Source organism: Methanosarcina sediminis (assembly GCF_052056915.1).
Classification (GTDB): Archaea; Halobacteriota; Methanosarcinia; order Methanosarcinales; family Methanosarcinaceae; genus MTP4.
The window spans coordinates 20952-45760 of record NZ_CP195119.1 but is presented as its reverse complement, the minus strand read 5'-3'; the positions used below and the strand labels follow the sequence as shown (position 1 = coordinate 45760).

Here is a 24809-nt window from a genome sequence, read left to right as displayed (position 1 = left end):
ACACTTCTCACCCATCACCCTCTCCTTCCCAGATCAATCTTAAAAACATGCTCCGGCCTGACCCCCCTCTCATCATTCAAAACAACCCCACCCCTATAAAAGTGAAAATCAGGAAAAACGACAAAATAAACCACCATCCCCAGTTTCAAAAAATAAGCCGGAATCAGTCGCCTGTCCGAATATTTCCGAAACCTGCTTGCCGGAAAAGCGATCTTGTGCCAGCCGAGGTCCAGCCCGCCTCTCCCCCCGGGAAAGTTTTTCCCTTCGAAGAAATAGATGCATTTTTCCGTAAAGATCGAATAGTCCAGGTCTTCCATCCCTTCATAAGTGAAAATCCTGACAGGCTCCTGCGTCTTTTTGTCCCTGAAATACACGTCAAAAACGGAAGTTTTGTTCCCCCTGGGTCCGATATGGCACTCAGATTCCGAACTGACCCTGTCTGTTATCTGCCTGAAAACCCCTGTGAACCATAAATGCTCTATCGAGGAATTCTCGATCAGGTTTTCCTTAAACGCATCGTCAAGGTGCTCGAAATTCTCCGGGATTTCATAGTCCAGCTCTTCTGCCCCGGACAGGTCCAGGTCCAGATAGGGTTTTTCAAACCTGTTTTCATCAAAAATGACGAAGTTGCCTTTCCCGGTCCTTATCACATAGCAATTCCTGTCCCTCAGCTCTTTTGGCTGCCTGGAGTAGAAGTCGATTGAAAGGTAGCCCGGAGTTGGACCGGACAGTTTCAAGTTGTATTTGCTTTTGTATTCGGAGAAGTTTCGTTCGGCGGAGTAACCGCGGGTGGAGAGTTCGTGGAGGAATTCGGGTGAGGTGAAAAGTGGGGGTTTAGAAGGTTTGAATTATGAGGAGGGGGTGTAATCAAATCTCCTCTTCAATAAATAAGTCTAAATTTTGTACGGTCTCTTCTTCTCCATATAAGTCTGCTTCCTCTTCTCCCTCATATGCTATGGATTTTCCCATGGCATTTTCTATTCTTTTAAGTATAGCTCTTTTCCGATTCTTAAAAAATCCGGCAAAGTCGTTATCTCTGAGAAAATCTGGATCTATCACATGGGTTTCAAGAATTTCATCCATTCTTTCCTCATCGATGCCTGCAGTTTTTTGAAGTTTTTCAAGATAAATATTCGGTGCTTTACCACCTATAATCCTATTAGTTTTTGCGGAAAGAGGGGTTTTGTTAATTATGCTGTTATATTCATTGCGATCGATTCCATTGTCTCTACACCAATCCTGGGGGAATATATGGTGTATGTCAATATTGTCTTCATAGTAAGTTTGTATATCAATGGGATCACCAGTTCTGAAATCGATACCCCCATCTCTCATGAGAAGCGCATAAATTCCCTTGTATGCTGCACTGTTTCGGGTTCTAAGGGTGTGAAGACGTCCAGGGTCAAAGTTTGCTTCTTTCACGGTTGTAGGTTCGGGACCTCCATTTATCCAATCGAGAAGCTCAAGCAAATCTTTTGCAAAACGGGTCTCAATGGCACTCCCGTATAATTCCCCCAATACACCACACCAGTACCATTGGAATATTTTTTTTCTAATTCCGTCCTTATCTGCTTCTTCCCCCAGAACTGCAAGAGTGGCAGCTAAAGGAGTAATTTGTGTCCTATAAGGTATGTCCCGTGAAGTGAATATATTTTGAATATTGAGAAGTTTTGCCGCCTTTTCAAATCCTTGAGCCACTGCGCCTGCATTCTTCGTATATTCATCAAGCTTCAGTTTAAGGATTTCTTTCCTCTTGCAACTGACTGCGGGAGCTTTTTCTTCAGATTCTCCTTCCTCTAATTTCTTAATTCTCCTTTCGCGGGTTGCGAGAAGGCAAACTGCTTGAAGGAAGTCTGTATTTTCTATGCCTTGCAACACAGAATGTTTCTTAAGGTGCTCGTTTAGGATTTCCTTCCAATTATCTCTTAGATTAAAATCATCTGCAGCAAAAGTCGCTGTAAGAAGCTCAAAAACGGTAAGTGTTACACCTCCGGTATTGACCTTCTCAAATACTAAACACACTGCTTCCTTTGGAGTACTATTGTTCATCGCAATGAGGGGGATCTGATATTCCTCAAAACGCTTAATTATCTCTTTTTCAAATTTGTTGAACAACTTCCTCTTTTCCCGATAATCATTTTGATCCAACCAGTAATCATCGTATTCCATTCTCCAATCAGAGCTGTCTAGAATCTGATTAAAAGGGAAAAGACCTGATTCAAATTCATGCTCAGGTATGGAGTAATCCTCTATAGGTTCTCTTCTGAAGTTCCTTACAATCCTGTCTTCGGGAATACTTCTTATGCACTCCTCCCGGTCAATATTTGGATTGAGTGCTTTTTCAATGTCGATGTAATAATGTCGCTTAATTGGCTTTTTACGTATGTCTTCAGTCTCGACAGCTTCCGTTCTTAAAATAGCCTGGTAGAGTGCAGTCAACCTCTGCTGTCCGTCGAGAATAAACTCTTCAGGTTCGGGCTGTGGGTCAATATTCAGACCTTCGATGAGCCTCGGCTTGAACCGCACTTCGGCATTTCCTGTCTGGAGCATCATAACTGCGCCGATCGGAAAAGAAAGAGAAACACTTGCAAGCAGGCTTTTTATGCGTTCGTCATCCCAGACCCAGCCACGTTGAAAATCAGGGAGCTGAATTTTTCCGATGGTTATTTCCTTCAGGATATCTTTCAGGAATGATTTTGTACTGTCGAAAGTTGTAACTGCACTCATTTTTTACCCCTCTATTAATTTCAGGACTTATTATTTAAGTAGGGGATTTTTTAAAAAAGTTTCTAAAATTATCCGCAAAAGAAGGGATAATTTTGCAAGTTAATAATGCTCCCGGATATACTCATAAGCTTTATCGAAAAGCTCCTGATCTTTATGAAGCTTGTATTTCAACAAAGTCTTTCGGAGAGCTTTTTTAATCTCTTTTTCGCCTGTATCGGTCCACTGCCACCCATCGAACCTTGTGTATTTAACAACATTATCAATGTCGCTGACGATTTTCTCCACGATCACCGGTGTTTTTTCAATTTTACATTCGAAGAAAAGTTTGGTTAAGGCTTCTTTTGTATCGTCTACAGGTTCGGCAGGAATCTCTCTTTCAAGTTTGACGGTTTCCTTTGCGATTTCCAGTAGACCTTTAAGGAATTCGATACTGTTGATGGTGTTTTTATAGTGCTTGTCTTTCAGTTCTTCAAGCCGCTTGCCCAATTCCTTGAATTTCGGGTCCTTTGCATTCTTATGAAGTTTCCACTCGATCTTTATTTCGATCTCTTCAGCCTTCTTTTTCGCATCTTTTTCAGAGATTTTTCCCAGGATATCTGCATCCATTATCAGGGTTTCAAGATCATCCCTGATTGTCTGGACAGTGGTATTTTCGTGTATAAGGTCCAGGGTTTTGGGGCCAAGAACATACCAGACAAGTTTTCCGTCCCCGCTGGCGGGTTTGATGGACTGGTAAACCTGAGTTAGCCACTTATAATCAGGTTTGTACTGGTTCAGGAAGGAATCCGGGGATATGGCTTCCCAGTGTCTTGCAAGGTATGAATAATCCGCTGCAAAATTGTCCCTCATTTCGTTTGAAAGGAGACATTCCTGGGCAGGTAGAAGCCCTTCGTAGCCTTCGATACTTCGGTCTATTCCTTCAAAGTAAGCCAGGCAGATTTCAAGGGCTATCGGGAGGTCTTCTTTAAGGTTATTTATATTGGAGATAACATCCTGTATCTCTTTTATGTCGAAATTGAGGGCGTTTGCAACGTTGTCAAAGATGCCAAGGTAATCGACCACAAGCCCGTGATCTTTATTCGGATAGGGACGGTTCACCCTGCAGATCGCCTGCAGCAGGGTATGATCTTTCATCGGTTTGTCAAGGTACATTACCTGGTTAATCGGAGCATCGAAACCTGTCAGGAGTTTGGAGGTGACGATCAAAAGCTTGAGAGGATCAGCCGGGTCTCTGAATCGGTCCAGGAGTTTGGCAAGTTCGTCGTCTGTCAGGGAGTATTTTTTCTTCCAATCTTCAGGGTCTCCCTGCCGGAGGGTCATCACCACAGCTGATTCTTCAGGGTCAATGTATTTGTCGATTTCCTGCTTGTAGAGGTGGCAGGCTTCCCGGTCGAAAGTGACTATCTGGCCTTTGAACTCACCTGGTCCGATGTGCTTTTTGTAGTGCTCCACGATATTCTTACACACTTTTTCAATTCGGTCAGGAACCTTTACCAGCACACCGAATTTTCCGGCACGCTTTGATAGCTGGATCTTATCGTCTTCCTCCAGCTGATCAATCATACCATGGAAGGCTTCATCGATCGCTTTCTGGTTAATATGCAGGTCTACGGGTCTTGGCACAAAATAGATCGGAAGGGTTGCTTTATCTTTCAGGGATTGCTCAAAGCTGTACTTGTTCATGTACCCGTTTTCGTCTTCTTCCGCCCCGAAAGCCCAGAAAGTATTGCGGTCCCGGGTATTTATCGGTGTACCGGTAAGCCCGAAAAGGAACGCATTCGGAAGGGATTCTCTCATCTTTTTACCCAGGTCCCCTTCCTGAGTCCTGTGTGCCTCATCTACCAGGACAATGATGTTTTCCCTTTCGTTTAATACACCGTCAGCTTCCGCAAATTTGTGTATCGTGGTTATGATGATTTTTCGGGTATCCTGTTCCAGCAGCTTCTTTAGTTCGTCCCTTGATTCCGTTGTTACGGTATTCGGAATATTGGAAGCATTAAATGTCGCACTGATCTGGGAGTTCAGGTCAATCCGGTCCACAACAACAATCACAGTGGGGCTTCTAAGTTCCGGGTTTTGCCGGAGCTGCATGCCCGCATACACCATGAGATAGGATTTGCCGGACCCCTGGAAATGCCAGATAAGCCCCTTCCTGATCCGGCCCTCGATGACCCTTTGGACGATCTGCTTCGTTGCTTCATACTGCTGGTACCTGCAAAGGATCTTTATTTTCTGCCCACTCTGGTTTGTACTGAAAAGCGTGAAATTCTTCACAAGATCAAGAACCACTTCCGGACTCAGCATCAGGTTCACAGCACGCTTCACTTCTTCCAGCTGCTCAAAAGCCGTATCTGTCGTAGTTCTCCAGGGCTGCCATTTCTCGAGGGGCAGTTTTACCGACCCGACCCGGAACCTTTTCCCCTCACTTGCAAAACAAAAGGCATTCGGAACAAAGAGTTCGGGAACATATTTCTGGTAATCCTCAAGCTGGATAGCCCCATCAAGCCAGGACACGGACGGCCTCACCGGACTTTTTACCTCTCCAACTATCAGAGGAATCCCGTTCACAAGCAGGACAAGGTCAGGTCGCCTGTTCAGGTCTCTTTTCGGTGTATAACTATACTGCGTAGTAACTACAAATTCATTATTTTCCGGGTTCTCGTAATCGATAAGCTTTATAGAAACGTGCTCTCCCCTCTCCCCAAAAGGCATGGTCTTTTCGTTCTTTAGCCACCTGCTAAACTCTTCATTCGCCTTTACAAGTCCAGACCCTCTGACGGACAGGAGGATGGCTCTTAATTTATAGATGATTTCATCTGCACGGCCTGGGTTTCCCGCAATAAGAGGGTTCAGTCTGATCAGTGCGCTTACAAGATTTTCTTCTACAAGAACGTCGGATTCTGCTCTGTTGAGTTCACTTCTTGGAACAAACTTCCATCCAATATTTGTTAGCAGGTCCCGTACAAAATTTTCAACTGAATTTTCCTCATTGAACACCAAGAAACCCCTTCTGTTTATGTATTTTCCGATATTTAGCCATTTTACTAAATATTCTTGAAGAGTAGATATTATTTTTACATTATATACTATTCTATTCAGAGAAATAGAAATAATATTCTAATAGTTTTTTATCAGTTTCGAACTTTTAAAACCACTGGGATAGCGTACCTGGAAGTTCTTCACTAACCAACCCAATATTTTCTAATTTTGTTTTTTGTAATTCACTTAACGTCGGAGCCACCACAATAAGCAAATCCCTTGGTCGAGAACATGCTACATATGCAAAACGGGCGTATTCTGAAGTAGGATCTTCCACCCAATCTTCAAAATGCCCTCCTCTTGAGCGGCGATCCTGATTTGAAATGAGCATTACGGCATCTAAAGTTTCTCCTTTGACGTCGTGAATCGTCGTCATGCGGATATTTGTACTGTAAGTTGATGAAGATAAAGAGTTACTCACCAATTCATTTGCCTTTCTGGAAGGAGCCTTTATCTTTCTTTTTGCTTCATTCCATCCAACGTAAGTATCAGGCAAGTTTAAAAAATATGCTTCTAAAAATATTTTGAGAGAACCGCACCACTGGCTCCATGTTTGAGGTCTGTCCTCATTTTTAAATGTTGCAAGATCTTTTGAGGAATTAAGGATATTCGACAGAAAAATTCTCCAATCAATATGTTCGAAACTTTCAGGACAATGTTGATTCTGATGATTTCCCCTACCTTTATAAGCCAAATTGCACATTGATCTCCCTAAAAGTTCTAATGCGTCGGTAATATACTCAGTTTTTCTGGATTCGGAATTCCATAGGAAAAAGGCTTTTGCAATATCAAAAGAAATTGATTTCAATGGAGTTGTATTTTTTAATTTATTTAACAGAGATTTTCCACGAACTAATATTGAACAATTTCCACATTCAATATTTTTCGAATTAAGATACCACTCAAAATGTGAGGGTAACACATGCAATTGATCAGAAGGACATTCCCACAGGACACAAGAAACTGCATTACTTGTAGTTGCTCTACCTTCGGGAGAGTCCTGAATTCCAACTAACCTGGCACAAAGATTGGCGATTTCTTGGTTGCTTCTGAAATTTTTGGTTAATTTCATCTCACGCATTCCAGAGTTAATAATAAAGTCTTGAATTTGAGACGGATCTACATCTATAAAATCATAGATCGACTGGTTAATATCCCCCACAAAGTGAAAAACCACTCCTTTATCTTGAAGGGTTTCAATTACATCAAGTCTCGATGGAGCCAGATCTTGACATTCATCTATTATAATGTACGGAAATCTTTTTGAGATGAGATCTAGAACCATCTCGTTTTCATTTAATATTTTATATGACCAATATTCAGCGTCTTGATATGTTGCAAATCCACTTCTAGCAAATTTCAATTTATTTTCAAATAATATGGCTTTTTGATCAGAGTCCAGATTACTTCCACGATTCCTGTTAAATTTAATTGAATCATCACTATCAATATAATATTCATTTACTTTTACTTCTTGATAATTAGGTTGATACGATATCACACTTTTATAATTTTCAAGGAAGGGTGAATTTGAATCAGAATCAATGATGTTTACACTTGTGTCACCATCTTTACCTTCATAATCCATTACCGAATAACAAAATGGTTGAAATACATACTGATGCAACCAGCTATCTAAAGTGCCCACGAAGTGAGGGAACTGGACTGCCTTCTGTTTTGAATATTTATTAGCCCTTTTCCAGATTTCAGAAGCTGCATTTTTGGTAAAACTTAGAATTGCAATTCCTGAATAAGGACTCTCCCAAGAGGATGCTTCATAAGCGGCTTTAAATCCTACAACCTCAGTTTTCCCACTTCCGGGACACGAATTTAAAAAAGAGGAATTAGTGATAGGGTTTACGATGAACTCCAACTGTTCCAAGCTTAGCTTCTCTATATATTCATCACGCCCTAGCTTTTGATAAAGTTTATCTAATAGCTCTTGGCGCTTTCTTTCTTCATCAGTTAGATTTTCCTGTGACATACAAAATCGCATCTCTAATGTAGGAAGGTACTTCAAAATCCGGCTCATCCTCGGATTTTAGTAGCATTGCAAGTTCTTGAGCAAATTCACCTTTATTCTTTTCAATGCGTTTTAAAAGCAAAAATGCTTCAACAATTTTTTCACAAGAAGTTGTTAATCTCCAGTCCATGCTTTTTGCAATTCTAGCCCTTATTTTAATGTCCCCATTTGTATCAGTAATGTTCTCTAATACTAAATTCATAATAGCAAGATTATTGCCCTCTAATGCCAAATCAACTTCAAAAGTTTTTGAGTTCATATACAGTCTACAATTAGATGTGTGATTTCTTAAATCGTGAACAAGGAATCGTTGTGGATTCTTACATCCATCTATGTTATTCCCATCTGCCTCACCAATATTGTTTTTTTCTGGATCACAGTCTGTTATTCCCACACATCGAATTGGGATATTGTCACATGATTCAAAGTTTTCTTCAGCTATTTTGTAACCACAAAACAGTTGCATGAAATATTTAAAGTAGATGCCATCGATGTTTACCACAGAAATTCCATAATCTTCAAGAGTCTCTTGTTCCAAGACTCTTTTAACAAATTCCGGAAAAAGTATGGCTTCAGATACTCCTTCTACTAAAATGACCCCTTTAGAAAATAATAAAACAGATTTTGTGATATCAAGCCATCTCTCTAAGAAAAATTTCGTTTTCCTATCCAAGCCACAATTGGTAAGTGATACAGCTTTTCTCTCTTGACTAAGTGGAGACGATGACATTACAACAACAGGATCAAGTCCCACAGCGGCTGCAATTGTAGGAGAATGAGTTGTAATTATCACCTGAATGTTATTTTCCTCAGCAGCATCCTGCAAATATTGGAGAAGGCGAGTTTGAAGCTGAGGGTGTAGGTGAGCTTCAGGTTCTTCGATCAACAGTACCTTTAAAGATGTTGTACTTACGTCATTTTGAGCTTCCATCTCAGCTATGATTGTAGCTATATAAAGAAGATTATTGTAACCTAAGCTGTTTTCTGACAAATCTCTGAATACCTCTCGCGGGATTGCTCCTTCTTTTATCTCAGGGAAAAATAAAAGGCGAAGCTGATGGACAATTTTGTTGAAGTTTATTTCAGAAAATTGTATTGAAACATCCTGTCCTAAAATCTCCCCCACAGAGTCAATTAAACATTTTTTTATTAGCCCATTAGCATTTTGTATGAGGGGATCACTGAGCAATTCATCGTTTTGCTCTTTTACCTTTTCCTCCAAACGATGATCTCCATCTCCTGAACCATTGAGCTTAGTCAATAAGCGAGCAAGCCTTGACCCACGATAAGAATTCAATTTTTCTTCTGCGTCTCTCAATGGAGGTAAGTACACACAGTTTATAGAATTTACCAGCTCCCATTCAAAAATCCCTCTTCTTGAGGTTCCTCCACACATATTTTTCCTAATTCTTCCCCTTGCATCTTCTTTATTTATAGCTTCCAAATGTAGCTCTGCTTGATTCACATTCTCGGGTTTTAACCAGGGTAAATAAGCAATCTGTTCAGGTCCCTCTAATGCATCAAAAATACAATCAATTCGAATACTCTCAACTGGTGTGGCGCTTTCCATGGAGAAAGGTCTATGAAAGTCATTTGGAGATATTCCGGATCTGTTGTACTCATCTTCCCCGAGCAACAAACGAATGGCATCTATTACTGTACTTTTTCCACTTCCGTTTTCTCCCACTAATACGGTAAGTCCTTTATTCAAAGACAAGCTAAAATAGTCATTAAAAAACCTGAAGCCTTTGATATTTAATTCAGAAATGTACATAATAGAGCCTTCTTAAAATTTCTACCTTCATATCTTCCAAACTCTTACTTTTCCTAAAATAAGTTTGTTTATTAATTTTTTCTTCAGGTTTTTTAACTTTTCTAAATGAAGTATGTATGAATTTAAATTTTCTTCTACTTTTTTTATTATTGCACATATTTTTAGCTGCTCGTCCTGTGAGGGAATCAAAATTGGAAGTTTTGATAACAGAGTAAGACTAACATTAGCTTGAGCTGTTTTTACAGAATGTCTAGTTATATATTCTTGGGTAATATTTGATGATAAATAATACTGAACATATTGGTGCAGTATATTTTCCTTATTAATTCTTATAATAGCCAAAGCTTGGTTTGTATTTGCAGGAAGTGTGTTCTGAGTAACTCTAGCTACTCTTCCCAAAGCACCTGCAATGGAAAAAAGAATGTCATTTTCCTGAAGAATGGATCTACTAAGCATCAAATTTGTGTCTTCATCGATGTATGCAAAACTTTCGGGAAGAAATTTTCCAAATTCATCAATAGATTCAACTTTTATGAAATTTATTCCTTCATCAACAAATGAATTTCCATATGTCGTTGGAGTTGTTCCTTTCGTAATTTTACTTGTAATACTTTTTAGTGATTCAACTTCCCACTCCTCCGGAATCCTCCCCAATTCAGTATCTTTAAACCGGGTGTGCCCAATCCCTTTTGTCAGCAGTTCGTTAAGGAGCCCCTGTTTGAGTGTTTCAGTTGTTTCGATGAGTTTTTCGGTTTTCTGGATGTTATCTTCGATGGACCAGAGGAGTTCTGATATCTTTTTTTGTTCCGGGACGCTTGGAATCCAGAATTGCTGCTTTGCAAGTGTTTTCCATTTTATTGTGGGAGACATTGAGCCTTCGGAAATTGCGTGGGCCGTTTTCCAGAATATGCTGGATTGCATAAAGCAGGGTAAGAAGTCGGGGTGGATCTTATCTCCTGTGGGACGAAGAACCATAGAGTGAGCTGAGACTACTGCATCTCTTTCGCTTACTGCGACTTTTCGAAGATAAGAACGGCGTTTCCCGAAAATTATGTCTCCTTTCTTACAGAGAAATTTTGTGGCGTTTACGTCCTTGCTGGAGCCGTATCTTTTGATTTTTATATTATCAGTATCCAGGTGTTCCAGACCGATGTAATCTTTCAATCCAGATTCACTGGGTTTTTCTACTCTGTCTGTAACAATTTCAGCGATATCATCAAATCTCACTTTTTGCCATCCAGAAGGGACATTTTTCAGGTTACTGATCATTTAATCCGACCTCTGATAAGATTGAAAAAATTTCTTCATTTGCTTCTTTTATTCTGTGACTGCTTTCAGTCCATTCCTGAATTACCACTTCAAGAGGCTCATTTATCTCTCCGAGATCGTATTTCTCCACGTAGAGAGGTACATTAAGGTTGTAGTCTTTTTCTTTCACTTCTTCCATCGAGGCAACGTAAGATTTCCTTGGAACGTTTCCGTAATTTGTATACAAATCAAAAAGTGTCTGGATATTTTCATCGGATAAAAATGCCTGTTGTTTTTCCTGTATTACGTCTTCAAAGCCGTTTATAAACAGAATTTTCCCTTTTCTCTCGGCTGGTTTGTTTTTTCTGCAGATGACAATACAGGCTTCCATTGGGGAGTTATAGAATAAATTCGGTCCAAGGCCGATTACACAATCTACATAGTCGTCTTCGATGAGTTTAGCTCTCATGCTCTGCTCGGAGTCCCTGAAAAGAACTCCATGCGGATAGAGAATCGCACACCTTCCGGTATCTTCTTTCATTGAGCAGATGATGTGCTGGAAAAAAGCGTAGTCAGCGCAGCCCTGGGGAGGTGTCCCGTAGATGTTTCTGCCAAAGGGGTCTTTTGTCCAGGCTTTCTGATTCCATTTTTTGATTGAATAGGGAGGATTTGCAATCACCATGTCAAACTGCTGAACCCTGTCGTTTTCTATGAAAGCCGGGTTTGCGAGGGTGTCACCTCTTATGATGGAGAAATCGCCTACGTCGTGGATGAACATGTTCATGCGGGCGATGGCTGAGGTTATGAGGTTGATTTCCTGGCCGTAGAGTTTGATGTTTCGGTATTCTTCGCCGTTTTCTTTTGCGAGGATGATGGAGTTCAGGAGCATGCCGCCTGAGCCGCAGGTCGGGTCATAGATGGATTCTCCGGATTTGGGGGCCATGATAAGAGTCATCAGCTCGACCACTGTTCTATTGGTGTAGAACTCGGCTGCGGTGTGGCCGCTGTCGTCGGCGAATTTCCTGATCAGGTATTCGTAGGCGTTTCCGAACTGGTCCTGGGGGACGTTTTTAATGGAGAGGTTGAGGTTTGAGAAGTGTTCGAGCAGGTCGATGAGGAGTTTGTCACTCATGCGGTCCTTGTTTGTCCAGTTTCCGTCTCCGAAGATGCCGCTGAGTTTGTCAGGATTGGCTTTTTCAATTTCACGCATGGCTTTCCGGATTGCCTCTCCTACGTTGGTGGTGACTTCCCGGACATCTTTCCAGTGGGCGCCGTCGGGGACCATAAAGCGGTGATGCTCCGCAAAACGAGCGTAATCCAGGTCGCCGTCCGATTCCTGAAGGGCTTCTTCGAATTCTTCTTCATAGACATCGGAAATGCGCTTGAAGAACATCAGGGGGAAAATTATGTTTTTGTATTCACCAGGGTCGATGCCTCCCCTCAGGAGGTTTGCGGCTCCCCAGAGGTACTGTTCCAGTTCCTGCTGGCTTACATGAGAATTAGCCGGACTCATAGGACATTCACTTCTTTAAGTAACTGTTTCATTTTTTCCTCGGACTCAAGGAACGCTTCGTAATCCGCCTTCAAATGCTCCAGGGTGGCTTTCAGGTCGATCTCTTCTACTTCATGGACTTTTTTTACATAAAGCGGAATGTTCAGGTTGTACTCGTTTTTCCGGATTTCCGAAAGCTCAACGACCTGGGATATGTTTTCCAGGTCTCCGAAATTCTCATACCACTGGAGCACGGTTTCGGCATGTTCGGGGAGGAAAAAGTTCTGGTTTCTGCCCTTCTGGTACTGCTCGGATGCGTCGATGAAAAGGACTTTATTCTCTTTTTCTTCGGTCTTCTTCGAGCGGAAAACAAGAATGCAGGCACTGATCCCGGTCCCGTAAAAGAGGTTTGGCCCAAGCCCTATCACGGCTTCGAGCAGGTCTTTTTCAATCAATTCCTTCCTGATTCTACCTTCAGCACCCTGCCTGAAAAGGGCTCCGTGGGGAAGCACGATTGCCATTCTCCCGGTTTCAGGCTTCATTGAAGTTATCATGTGCTGGACCCAGGCATAATCTCCGTTGCTCTTTGGCGGCGTTCCTGCGAGATTCCTGCCGAATGGGTCATGAGACCAGTTCTCATGGCCCCAGTTTTTCAAAGAAAAGGGAGGATTTGCGATTACCACATCAAACTGAGAAATCCGGTCTCCTTCATGGAAGTAAGGCTCCTTTAGTGTATCCCCTCTGTGGATCTGGAATTCTTTGATATCGTGGAGAAAAAGGTTGATTCTTGAAATAGAAGAAGTTGTGAGGTTCTTTTCCTGGCCGTACAATTTTATAGTTCTTGAATCTCCTCCACTTTTTTGAACATAGTGGTAGGACTCAAGGAGCATACCGCCAGAACCGCAGGCAGGGTCATATATTGTTTCTTGTTCCTGGGGTTTCAGGATGCTTCCCATCAGATGAACAACCGGTCGGGGTGTATAGAATTCTCCTGCTTTTCTATTCGTGAGGTCTGCAAATTTCTTAATCAGGTATTCGTAAGCCTGCCCCAGAATGTCGGGTTCAACGTTTGATTTCGAAAGTTTGAGCGGGTCAAAATGTTGAATGAGGTCGATTAAAAGTTCGTCTGAGAGTCTATCTTTGTTCGTCCAGTTTACATCTCCGAATATGCCGTAGAGTGTATGTGGATTTGATTTCTCGATTTCTCGAAAGGCTTTCTGAAGAGCCTGTCCGACATTCTCGGTTTTTTCCTTTACATCGTCCCAGTGAGCTTCATGTGGAATAATGAAATCATGGAATTCACTCAGTTCGGCGTATTCTTCATCTCCCGAATCTTCCATAGCTTCTTTGAATTCCTCGTCGTAAACATCGGATATTCTTTTGAAAAAAAGTAGGGGGAATATATATGATTTAAAATCAGAAGCATCAACAGGGCCTCTCAAAATATTTGCCGCGCCCCATAGATTTTGTTCTAATTCTGAAAGGGTAATCTTGCTCATTTTTCATTTTCTCCACATTTTAAATATTCATTACAAATGACGAAGGGGTATTATATATATTTCGAAGTAAGGCAGCTGGATGAGTGGTTCAATTTGGATACCCTATCAATCTCCTCTTCCTCACGAGGCAAACAGATACAGCTTCATGATTCAGAATTTAGTCTGAGAAGACGTTTTACAGATTGTTTACCGGCAGAGCGTCCCAACAAAATATAAAAAAGCAGTTATATTATACCTCTTCAAAACTCAGGCGGCCTGAAATCTCCTTTCTCTCTTTCAAACTTCTCCAGAAACGCATAATATTAATAAAGTATTGGACATTTCGTACTAAATACCTAAGAATATAAAAACAGTTATGCCCAAACCCTCTACACATAAAACCCCTTCCCAGGAAAACCATGACCACTTCACCCGACCCAAAAACCAAAAACTACCTCTCAACCTTCTCCCTCAGCAGGACAAAAACCCTCCTCAGAGGCTTCCTCTACACAACTCCTGATTCGAAACTTGCCGTGATGGTGGACCGGGACATCTGCAACAGGGAGAACCCGTTCAACTACAGTGAATACACAAAAGAGCAGAATGAAATCATTTTTTCTTACAGGCGGGTATTCAGGTTTCTTGTTGATGATGAGTCGGATTTTCTTGAGATGAAGGAAATGTTTCCTTTGCTTGTTTCGGGGGAGTTTTGTGATGATGTGGTCCCGACAGCAGCCGGGGTGAACAGGGAGCTTAGCTGTGTGGACCCCACTGTTCCTGAGTCTTATTTTGAGGACGCTTTTTGTGAGGTCTTCGGAAGGGAGGTCCTCAACCGGGTCAGCAGGGAGTATCCCGTGCCTGATGCGAAGGGAGGGACCCGGTGGATCGATTACGTGGTCCATACCGAAGATGGGTTTATCGGGATAGAGAAGAACGGGGAGAGGTACCATCACCCGATTATTGTGGGGAAAGAGCGGTATAAGGACCAGCTTTTGAAGCAGAATTCCATCGTTTCCCAGGGGGGAAAGCTTTACAGGTGGTCTCTTGGGTCCATGCTGTTCAGGGATGTTTTTTGCGAGGAGATTAAGAGGTATTTCCCGGGGCCTGAAAGGATAATCGATGGGAACCATGTCCGGGCAAAAAGGGCTTTTGAGTTATTCGAGCACCAGGAAAACATGCTTGAAGCAATCGAAAAGGGCAGGGAAAAGGGGGATAAGGCTTTTCTTGTGCACCTTCCGACGGGTGCCGGAAAGACGCATATCCTCATATCCGATTTTTACAGGGAATACGAAAAAGACTCCTCTGTAAAAGCCCTTGTGCTTGTTCCGACAAGGAAATTGAAAGAGCAGACTATTGACTATTTTTATGAAGGATACAGAGAGTGGGAAATTAAAAGAGGCACGAAAACCCCGGGTCCGGCTTCAGCAGCAGCTTTTTCCTGGGATAACCTTACCGAAAAAGCTCTTAACGGACAGGCCCTAACCGCTGAGGAAAGGGAGGTTTATTCTATCAGCATAGGGGACTCCGAAGACTGCAAAATCATGGTTCAAACGTATTCCTGGATACAGAGGAATTACCGGAAGTTCAGCCCCGAGCACTTCGATTACATTGCAATTGACGAAGCCCATCATGCCGTTGCTCCGGGCCTTAAAAAAGTAATTCAGCATTTCAATCCTGACACGCTTCTCGGAATGACGGCAACCCCCGAAAGGCTCGACATGAAAAAGCTTGAGGAAATCTTCGGGGAATATGAAACCAATCTTACCTTAAAAGAAGCCATTGAAAAAGAAATCCTCTCTCCCATAAAAGCATTCAGGATAAAAAGTAACCTTGACCTCAGTGAAATAAGGTACAACGGGAAAGATTACATCGCCTCTGACCTCCAGAAGAACCTTATTGTGCCTTCAAGGGACCAGCTGATCGTTGATGTGCTGAAGAAATATTTCGTGGATCTGGAAGATACGGGCTGCCAAGAAAGTACTGAAAGCTATGAAAATTCAGAAAGCCGGAAAACCCCTCGCAGCCCGAAAAAAATGCCGTTCAAATCAGGCCTCATTTTCTGCGTCTCGGTTGCCCATGCCGAATCGGTTGCCAGGAGAATGAGAGAGCAGGGGATCAGTGCAAAAGCTGTAAGCGGGAAAGACAAAAAATCGATGGAATATATCAGGGAATATGAAAATGAAGAAATACAGTTCCTTTGCACCTGCTCCCTGCTGACCGAGGGCTGGGACTCGCCCAGGACCTCTATTATCGTAATGGCAAGGCCAACCATGTCAAAAGCCCTCTACCTCCAGCAGCTCGGAAGGGGGACAAGAAAGTTCCCCGGAAAAGAAGCCCTTTACGTGATAGATGTCGTTGACAATTACGGCCCTTTCAATATGCCCTGGAACTGCCACGGGATCTTCGGGGTAGACAGGTATATCCCCTGGGCCAACCTCCTGAAAGACCCTGAAGAAATGTATGGTCAGAAGCAGGAACTGAGCCCTGAAGAGCTTATTTTAGCCGGGCTTTACGAAGAAGAAAGAAGTGTGGAGAAAATCAACATCTTCACTTTCGAAAAGGAATATCCCGACTATATAAATACGGAACAGCTTGCAAGAGAACTTTTCATATCAACAGGGACCCTGAAGAGCTGGATTAAAAAAGGGGATGTGGAACCTGACCTGAAAATTCCCTTCGGCAGGAAAGCCCTCCAGTATTTCAAGCCGGAAAAGGTGGGTGAATTACGGGAGAAAAAAGGGCTCAAAGCGCATGACAATACAACCGTTTACAAAGACTTCTTCGAATTCCTGGATAAAGGCGACTACTCTTTCTCATACAAAATCATCTTCATGCTCTCTTTCCTGAAATGCACGGACCATACAGGGGAGTGCAGCCTTGACGAACTTCTTGAGCTCTACACAGCTTTCTACCTGGACAGGCACGAAAAAGGGCTCAGTGTTGACAGGCCGAACTGTCCCTTCAACGACCCTGAAGTAATCAGAGATAAAACCCTTGTCAAAAGGAGCATTCTTTCAAACCCGTTTGAAAAGTTTGAGAGAAAGCGCTTCATGTATCACTGCAAAGACCTGAACCACATAGCTTTTTCCTCATACCTCTGGCAAAAAATAAACAACGAATCCAATATCCGGAAGATTCAAAATAAAATGCTGGAAGACCTTGAAGATTACTATAAAAATCTGGGCGGGGTCCCCAACATAGAAGAGGTAAAAGCAAAGTACCTCTAATAGATAATAGAGACCAGGATAAAACCGGAACAAAACCGGAACAAAACCGGATTCTAACAGACAGTTGAAAAACTGGGTAACAATTGATAATAAATGGAAATAGAAGGCTTCATAATGACCGAAAAAACCACCTACACCCCCTACGACAAGCTCGTCCGCGACAAAATCCCGGAAATCATAAGAAGCTCAAACAGGGTTCCGGAGTGCGAAATTCTTGATGAGGATGAGGAATACCCGCAGTATCTTATAAGAAAACTCTATGAGGAAGTCCTGGAGTTCATGGAAGAGCCGTGTGTTGAGGAGCTGGCGGATATAAAGGAAGTTATTGATGCGCTTTCCCGGGTCACAGGGTTTGAAAGGGTTGAGCAAATCCAGGAGAAGAAAAGGGAAGAGAGAGGCGGTTTTGAGAAGAGGATATTGCTTACCGGGGTTTATGAGGAAGAGGGAGAATAAACTTCGGCTCCGTAGATCGATTCCGCTTCTAGACTGAAGGTTGCGCGGGGGGTGGGTGAGCCCGCCGCCGGGGAAATATATAAAAAGAGTAATCGTAGTTCTCTTGAGGGAGCGCAGCGAGCGAAAAGGACCCCGTGCTCCCGAAGCGGAACTCGGGTGAAACACCTTCATTCTTCAAGAGTTACATCAATGATGCTTATGGAAGAATTAAGGTTCCGAATTACCTCTTTACTTTTTTCAATATTTAATTTCGCAAGAGATTTTATTATTAGTTTCCTGTTTAGTGTAAAAATCTTGGTGGGCTTGATTCGGCTTTCGTAATTGAGATAGCCCTTATCGAGGTCGGAATTATTTATTGCCACGCAGCCTGCGAGATTTTTCGGGTTGCTGGTAATTGCACAGCAGATTACGTCATCGTTATGCGAGTTGTAAGAACCATTGGAAATGATAATAGCAGGCCTTCGTTTGCTTGTAGAAAGATCGGAGAAGGGGAATGGGACGAGGACAATATCCCTCTGTTCAACATTCGTTCCAGGCTTCGTCATATTCGTTATCCCAGAAGGAGGTTAAGGAATCCTCGGTAATGGTCCTCTTGCTTTCAAGAGCCTTAACTTTCAGCTTCAATTCCCGAATTTCGGAGAGCAGGTATTCAATGACGTCTCCTTTCATGTAACTCACTTTTGTACTTACCTGCATGCCTTCAGATGTTTCGTAGACCATGTCCTTAGCCAGTCTGCCTTGATAAACCTGGTTTTCAGGACTTGTTTTCCGAACCTCTGCCATTGTGCTTTCCTCGATTATTTTCAAAAATATATCCAGTAATTCCGGGTCCTCGGATTCGACATGCAGGACTTTATTTTTGACCTCATCATTATTCTGGTGGCTAAAAGTAATCTGGCTGGCATGCAATTTTCCATCTCTTTCAAACTCTCTTACGAAGGCGACATTTATAGGAAATATGTTCTCACCTGAATCGGCTATCATGTCCAGGAAGTCTTCCTTAAATATATCTCCCAGCACCTTCCCTTCAAGCCTTACTTTCTCAATTGCTGCCATCATGATAGATTATAAACTCCATGCTATATAAGGAATAAGATCAGGAAGAAGCGACGGTTTCACCAGGATTTGGCAGATACACAGCCCGGCACTTTTGCAAATAAAATTAGGAATTCAACCCTGAGAAGAGAGATAAAAGTTATTTGGCAAAAATTAATTCAGTTGATGATGCAAAATGACCGGAACAGACCGTGCATTGTTAAACTGCAATTCGGAAGACCAGGGTTAAAAGGGGGAGCGAGGAGAGAAGGCGAGAGGAGAAAAGACCCTGGTTTATTGGGCGGGTTTAATGGTGATTCCGGTCCGCCGGTTAACTGCTCATTATGGAGAAAACAGGGTCCTCACCGTTTGCGTAAGCAAACGGCCTTTCCCGAATTTATGAAAAAAGGATTGGAAGAATAGATTGTCGCTGTCAGCCTTTACTTTCATTCAACTAACCTGCCTTTATTTCAAATAACTAGATGGCACAATACTCAGTTTCGATATTATGCGGGGTTTGAGTGTGCCCGCCCGCCTGCTAAATATAAAAATAGAGTTGTACATCTCCCCCTGATTGGAATGAAGCAGGCTCTTATTATCGATTCTTTGCTATCAGCTCGTTAAGAACGAATATTTCTATCAAATCTCTACCGCCAATCTAAAAAATCCTCACAGTTACCCAAATCTAGCTCCCTGATCAACCTTTCAACAGCATTTTCAAGCACCGGAGCATCGTTCATTGCAGCATCCCAAACACGGTCATAATCCACATCAAAATAAGCGGATCTCAGGCGGTCCCCCATTCCTGCCATACCATCCCAATCTACTTCCGGAGCCTTTGACCGTATATCGGCAGAAACGGATTTTGCGGCTTTACCTATAATCTCTAGCTGGAGTACGACTGCATCCTTTGTTAGATTGTCATCCAGAAAAGTGTCTTTGTCCATCCCTTCGGTGAACTCTTTTATACTTCTGGAAGCTTTGAGCATCTCGCACAGGTAAAGCAGAGGTGATTTTATGACCCCGGCAGCTCCCTTTAATATGTCAGCTTTAACTATCGGGTTTATGCCCCTTTCCGAAACAACATCCACCGGAACTCCAAACAGCCCCTCAAGATAGGACTCAAGCCCCGTAAGGTCAAAAAGGCTTGCTCCTTCCCCTAAGCTCACCAGGACATCAATATCGCTTCCCTCTTTTTCTTCCCCGCGTGCGTATGAACCGAAAATGCCCGTAATTTCTGCATTGAATTCCCTTTTAATCTCAGCCTTTCTTTCTGCGATAAGGAGCCGGATCCGGTTAAGGTCAAGGGGTGTTTTTTTCTTAGTCATGGCATCGGTCCTGTATTTTTGAAGATTTCCTGTCGTATAATGTACAGTATGAGAGCTGTGCAATATATACGCCTCTGTCGTAGAAGTCGGTGACAATTCTTAATTTTCATCTTCTTCTATTTTATTTTCCAGGAAAAGCCGCAAAGCTTCGCTTTGCGTGGCTGATGTCGGGTCTAAGAAATCGTGAGGGCCGCGGTTTCTGAGTAAGCGAAACAAAAAAACACCCCCATCCCCGAAGAAAATCGTCATTAAAACTTTGGCGGCCAGAATACTGATTTTAATCCTCAACTCGGTTAGCCTTCGCCCTTATCCCCGTCAACCTGCAAACCCCCTGCTCAAGTTCCACCTCGAACTCCTCGACTTCCCCCTTCTCCCTGCAAAACTCCACAAGCTCAAGCATATGCCCGAGCCCTTTGCTCGCCCCGGCGTTCTTCAGGAGGTCAAGGGGAGGTTCCAGTAAGGGGCGCGGGAGGAAGACCACGCATTTTGCTTTTGCCCTGGTTATCGACACGTTCAGCCGGTTCAGGCTGTAGATGAACTCGGCTTCGTTCATTGCGGTATCGATATCGCTGACCCCGTAGCTCACTATCACGGCTTCGGCTTCCTGCCCCTGGGTCTTGTCGACCGTGTCCACGAAGGGGCGGTGCTGCCAGTCCCGCAATTTGCCAAGCTCGTCCCGGATCGTGCGGATCTGGGCTCGGTGGGGGCTTACGATAAACAGGCCGTGTTTCCAGAAATCTGAGTCTCCTTCCCCGGAGTCCGGGTAGGGGGTGCCGGCATCGTCCCTGGACAGGGTCTGCCGCAGGGATACGGCGAGTTTTGCAACCAGTTCGGCTTCTATCTCGTTTTCTATGGAAGCCCGGGTGTTTTCAAGAATTACCACGCTTAAAGGGTATTCCGAGTCAAGGGCCCAGTTTATGAATTCAGGTTCGGGTTCTGGATTAGATTCGGGTTTAGGTTCAGGTTCAGGTTTGAGCTTGGGCTCAGATTCAGGTTCCGACGCGAATTCAGGTTCCGATGCAGATTCAGGTTCCGATACGGATTCAGGTTCCGCGTCTGCTTCTAATTTTTGAGTAGTTTCCGGAAAGCCCCTGGATAGAAGTTTGAGCTTCTGCTTTGCGATCCCTTCGTTTGCCGGCCTGTAGCCTTTGCCGTAGAGAGTAGCTGCCGGAAAGCTGGAGAGCGTCTCATTCATCCTCCAGTTTTCAAGGAGCTGGCAGGTGTATCCGGGGTCCGGGCTGCTGTCCCTGAGGCGGAGGTAGGAGAAGATGGAATCGTAGAGCCCCGGTAAACCGTCTTCGGGTTCGGGGTACTCGCCGGCTATGATGGGCGGGAGCTGCAAGTCGTCTCCTGCAAGAATGAGCCGTTTTCCCTCGTCCAGGACGGACATGCCAAGAGCCAGTTCTGCGGGCTTCATCTGGGAGGCTTCGTCAACGATGAGGATATCAAAGGGATCGCATTTCTGTTTTATTTTATTGAAGCTGTTTACCGTCCCTCCCAGGATCAGGAAGGGGCAGGTGCTCTTTTCCTGAATGTCGTATTCAGAGAGGACTTTTAAAGCCTCCCGGGCTTTCTGGGTCTTTATGTCCTTCAATTTGTAAATTTCAAGTCCTTTTCCTTTCCCTTCTTTTCTTCCATTCCCTTCTCCTTCTTCTTTTCCTTCTCCTTCTCCAGAACCCTCCACAAGCCCCTCTTCTTCTGCAAATTCCCGGACCCTCAGCAGCAGGTTTTCGATTGCGGCGTGGGTAAATGCCGTTATCCCGACATGGATCGTTTCCCCGGCTTCCATTTTTGCCCGGACAAGGTCCAGGAGGGCTTTTGCCAGGAAATAGGTCTTTCCGGTCCCAGGGGGTCCCCAGATAAGGGTCAGGCGGTTTTCCAGCATGTGGGTGAAGGCTTTTTGCTGGCTCGGGGTAAAGCCCGAGTTTTCGGCATGCTTCAGGGCAGCAGTGCGGACACTGTCGGTTTCCCGGATCGGAGTGGAAAAGCCCCGGGGGTCTCTCAAAAGCCGGATAAAGTCGTGTTCCAGCTGCTCGTCAAGCTCGGTGAGCCTGGAAATTATCCTTTCCGAGGAAAAGTCCGTGAACCTCGGGTGAAGGACTGCCTCGTCTCCTGTCTTGAAAAAGCTCTGTTTGGAAACCGGTTTGGAAGATGGGTCGGAAGCAGCCCGGGCATCGTTGCTGGAAAAACCCAGCTGATCCTCATTATAATAGACCTCAAGGAAGAATCCCATTATCTTCCCGGTTTTTTCGTTTTCGACCTTCTTGTTGACCATTGCAAAGCAGACTTTGCTCCTGCCGGGGTTTTGCAGATTGGTCCGGTATTTGTAATCTTCAAAGCTGAGCTGGGCTTTTTCCCCGTCAGCTCCCTTCGGGACCAGGAGGTAGCCGAAGTTTTCGTTTTGTTCGAAGAGGCTCGTGTCCAGGTCGCAGTTGACTTTCCAGAGGTTCTGTTCCAGGTACTGGACAGGGATGCTGATCCCTTCCTTCACCCTTTCCGAAAAAGGAAGGCTTCGCCTCTCCCGAATCTCCTGGTTTCTCAGGTAAGACTCGTAGCGGGTAATAAAGACCATCCTGGAAACTTCCGGGTAGTTGTACCTCCGGGACGCCGGGATCCGGAATTTGGGAGGCCACCTGACCAGGGAGTCCCGGGTTTTTTCCCGGAGCCCGTCAAGGACGCTGCTCGCTGCAAGGAGCCGCATCGAAAGTTCCTTTTCAATCCAGCCGACCGCTTCAACCTTCTTCCTCTCCCATGCCATCGCAATCGCATCGCTCTTAAGCGCGTTGCCGTGCTCGAACCAGAACAGGTCCCCAGGGTCAAGCTTAAAATCGAAATCGGCTTTCGGCAAAGCCTCCGTAACCTCGGGAAGCCGGAGGGAAAAGGGAATCGGCAAACATACCAGCTTCCGGATCTCCTCGGTCAGCACAACAAGCGGGAACGACACCTTTGAAAAAGGATGCTGCTTTTCCCCGAACAGCGAAGGGTCCTGATAGTAGAATAAGAGTTCAAGGGCAACGGGTGCCAGTTCCGGGATTTTTACCGCTTCCCGGAGGAGTTCCCTGAACAAAGAGGCTTCGTAGCTGTCATAAACGTATGTCTGCAGGGACTTTTGTTCCTTCCATTTCAGGGTTTCATCGGATTCGGTGGGTTCGTTTGCAGCGGCTTCATTAGTTTTATTAGCTTCATTGCCAGTGGATCCATTACCGGTGACTTCATTGGATTCATTGGCTTCTTTAAAAGCTTCGTTATAATCATGCAGGATTTTCAGCTCGTCAAATAAGTCCAGCAGGAATCTCCTCTGTATCTCTTCACAATGGTCAGGGCTTTCAGCCACGTAAACCCTTTCGTTCACCGGACTTCCGTAAACTGCTTTCCCCTTAAAGCGCCTAAAACCCGCCGAGTAAATCTTGCCCGAAACAGGGTCCCTCTGGAGGGTCAGAAAAAGGCTTACGTCCTCATTTTTAGGCAGCGGAAGGGAAACTCCCCTGTTAACCACGACCTCCTTTTCCTTCAGAGCCCGGAGGGTATTTCGCAAAAATTCCCCTTTCCCGCGCAAAGAGCCGCACTTATCCAGGATCTCATCAACATTTTCGGTTCCCTCGGCACCTTCAGAGCCTTCGACACCTTTTGTGTCCTTGCTTCCCTCGCTTCCCCCTGCCTCAAGAAAAGCCTCCAGCTCGGACAGGGTATTTATCGACGTCCTGCTGTCCCATTCCGCCTCCCTGAGGTACTCCCTCCCGCTGACCGAAAGGTAAGGGATAAGGGACACCGAATCGCATTTTTCAGCCTCTTCCCTGCAGTGCCTGTAGAAATCACATAACTCGCAGCGGTTGTATACGTGCCATGGCACATCTTTGAGAGGTTCTGCTAGGATTTTTGGCAGGCGGTACCTCAAAAATTCCTCGATAATCCTGATATTGAAACCCAGGTTGAACAGTTCCGGCTCGTCCTGCCCGTAAAGCCAGATGCCTGCCCGGCTCATGTCCACCTGCATATCAATGCCGTTTTCCTCCAGCACCTCTTTCAGCATCAGAGCATATAACGTAGCCTGGATACGGTGGCTCGAACTCAGTTCGTCGCTGGCCTTTACATCGATCACCTGGAGGCAGAGCTCACCGGACTCGCCCGGCTTGTCCGAATTATCCATATTCGCCGAATTTGTCGGGTCTGTAGGGTCCGTTAGGTCTGTCGGCTTCTTCGGCTCCTTCTCCACAACCCGCAGCAGGTCAGGCCTGCAAGCCGAAAACCTGCACAGCTCAGGGGATAAATTGTACTTTTGATAAAACCGGGGCGGAACTAAAAGTGTAGGCTGGTAGACCGTATCCCCCTTTTTCAAATTCCTGAAAATTTCCAGGCTTTCCTTTACGGAATGAGCCCTTTCGTGAAGAACCCCCTCGCCTTCCGGGACCAGCAAATTGTCCTTCAGTTTTTCAAGGACCACAAGCTCTTCCCACCGGTTCCCCGCCTCCAGGAGAGCTTTCGTAGCCGGGCTCTGGTCCGGCCTGACTTCCGGGATCCCGGATCGGGCCCTTTCCTGCAGGGGGGTCGAATGGTATCGAAGATAGCGCTCGCAGTTGTGGTAAAAAAATCTGGCTATTAGTGAAGGGCTCAGTCTGTGTTTTATCATCAAATCCCGGTTTTTCCCAATAATATTACTCGTAAAATATAGTTGAGGATTCAGGATACGATTCGGTATTAAGATTTATAATTCTTGTTGTTTCTCCGGTGTAATTAGGAGAGAGAGGAGGATTGAATCGTTTGCAAGTGGGGTCACTGGGAAATATATAAAATAAGTTATGCTGGTTCTCTTGAGGGAGCGCAGCTAATGAAATGAACCACACAACGCCGAGCAGTAACTTGGCTGAGAAAACAACGTAACCGGAATACCTCATCTAACCGTTTTTGTCCGCACGAAGTGCGGCTTTTCCAGGAAATCCCCGAAAAAGATGCAAGAAAATAAGAAAGCAAATTAAGAGGTGCATTTG

Annotated in this window: 14 protein-coding genes; 2 read left to right on the top strand and 12 right to left on the bottom strand. The window is 44.3% G+C overall.

What is annotated here, in order from left to right; translation table 11 throughout:
* Window positions 1–14: 14 nt before the first annotated feature.
* The 8 genes from ACSAZK_RS00150 to ACSAZK_RS00115 form a co-directional block, all read right to left on the bottom strand.
* Window positions 15–737: a hypothetical protein gene (locus tag ACSAZK_RS00150; RefSeq protein WP_440955428.1), complete on the bottom strand. Its 723-nt coding sequence runs from the start codon at window positions 735–737 to the stop codon at window positions 15–17.
* Between the two features lie 130 nt (window positions 738–867).
* A complete protein-coding gene (locus ACSAZK_RS00145; RefSeq protein WP_440955427.1) occupies window positions 868–2727 on the bottom strand; it encodes a GmrSD restriction endonuclease domain-containing protein in 1860 nt (619 codons plus the stop codon).
* Window positions 2728–2826: 99 nt separating this feature from the next.
* Window positions 2827–5724 carry a type I restriction endonuclease subunit R gene (locus ACSAZK_RS00140; RefSeq protein WP_440955426.1) on the bottom strand — a complete coding sequence of 966 codons (2898 nt, stop codon included), beginning with the start codon at window positions 5722–5724 and terminating at the stop codon, window positions 2827–2829.
* A gap of 148 nt (window positions 5725–5872) precedes the next feature.
* Window positions 5873–7750, bottom strand: coding sequence for a UvrD-helicase domain-containing protein (locus ACSAZK_RS00135; protein WP_440955425.1), 1878 nt, complete (start codon window positions 7748–7750; stop codon window positions 5873–5875).
* Window positions 7728–9563 carry an ATP-dependent nuclease gene (locus ACSAZK_RS00130; RefSeq protein WP_440955424.1) on the bottom strand — a complete coding sequence of 612 codons (1836 nt, stop codon included), beginning with the start codon at window positions 9561–9563 and terminating at the stop codon, window positions 7728–7730. The genes ACSAZK_RS00135 and ACSAZK_RS00130 overlap by 23 nt, the downstream gene beginning before the upstream one ends.
* A gap of 27 nt (window positions 9564–9590) precedes the next feature.
* Window positions 9591–10832, bottom strand: coding sequence for a restriction endonuclease subunit S (locus ACSAZK_RS00125; protein WP_440955423.1), 1242 nt, complete (start codon window positions 10830–10832; stop codon window positions 9591–9593).
* Window positions 10822–12324, bottom strand: coding sequence for a type I restriction-modification system subunit M (locus ACSAZK_RS00120; RefSeq protein ID WP_440955422.1), 1503 nt, complete (start codon window positions 12322–12324; stop codon window positions 10822–10824). Before ACSAZK_RS00120 ends, ACSAZK_RS00125 begins: the two co-directional genes overlap by 11 nt.
* A complete protein-coding gene (locus ACSAZK_RS00115) occupies window positions 12321–13802 on the bottom strand; it encodes a type I restriction-modification system subunit M (RefSeq protein ID WP_440955421.1) in 1482 nt (493 codons plus the stop codon). Before ACSAZK_RS00115 ends, ACSAZK_RS00120 begins: the two co-directional genes overlap by 4 nt.
* 398 nt (window positions 13803–14200) lie before the next feature.
* On the opposite strand from ACSAZK_RS00115, the gene ACSAZK_RS00110 reads away from it, so the two are divergent.
* On the top strand, window positions 14201–17008 hold the full coding sequence (locus ACSAZK_RS00110) for a DEAD/DEAH box helicase (RefSeq protein WP_440955420.1): 2808 nt from the start codon (window positions 14201–14203) through the stop codon (window positions 17006–17008).
* Window positions 17009–17122: 114 nt separating this feature from the next.
* The gene (locus ACSAZK_RS00105; protein ID WP_440955419.1) at window positions 17123–17461 is read left to right on the top strand and encodes a hypothetical protein; all 339 of its coding nucleotides are present in this window, start codon (window positions 17123–17125) and stop codon (window positions 17459–17461) included.
* 167 nt (window positions 17462–17628) lie between these two features.
* Here the strand turns inward: ACSAZK_RS00105 and ACSAZK_RS00100 are convergent, their stop codons facing one another.
* From ACSAZK_RS00100 to ACSAZK_RS00085, 4 genes are all read right to left on the bottom strand, one after another.
* Complete coding sequence (locus tag ACSAZK_RS00100) at window positions 17629–18006, bottom strand: type II toxin-antitoxin system PemK/MazF family toxin (RefSeq protein WP_440955418.1); 378 nt, start codon at window positions 18004–18006, stop codon at window positions 17629–17631.
* Window positions 17981–18520 (bottom strand): hypothetical protein, encoded by a 540-nt coding sequence (locus ACSAZK_RS00095; protein WP_440955417.1) that lies wholly within the window; start codon window positions 18518–18520, stop codon window positions 17981–17983. Before ACSAZK_RS00095 ends, ACSAZK_RS00100 begins: the two co-directional genes overlap by 26 nt.
* A 623-nt stretch (window positions 18521–19143) precedes the next feature.
* On the bottom strand, window positions 19144–19824 hold the full coding sequence (locus tag ACSAZK_RS00090; protein ID WP_440955416.1) for a HepT-like ribonuclease domain-containing protein: 681 nt from the start codon (window positions 19822–19824) through the stop codon (window positions 19144–19146).
* A gap of 277 nt (window positions 19825–20101) precedes the next feature.
* Complete coding sequence (locus tag ACSAZK_RS00085) at window positions 20102–24451, bottom strand: AAA domain-containing protein (protein ID WP_440955415.1); 4350 nt, start codon at window positions 24449–24451, stop codon at window positions 20102–20104.
* Window positions 24452–24809: the final 358 nt, after the last annotated feature.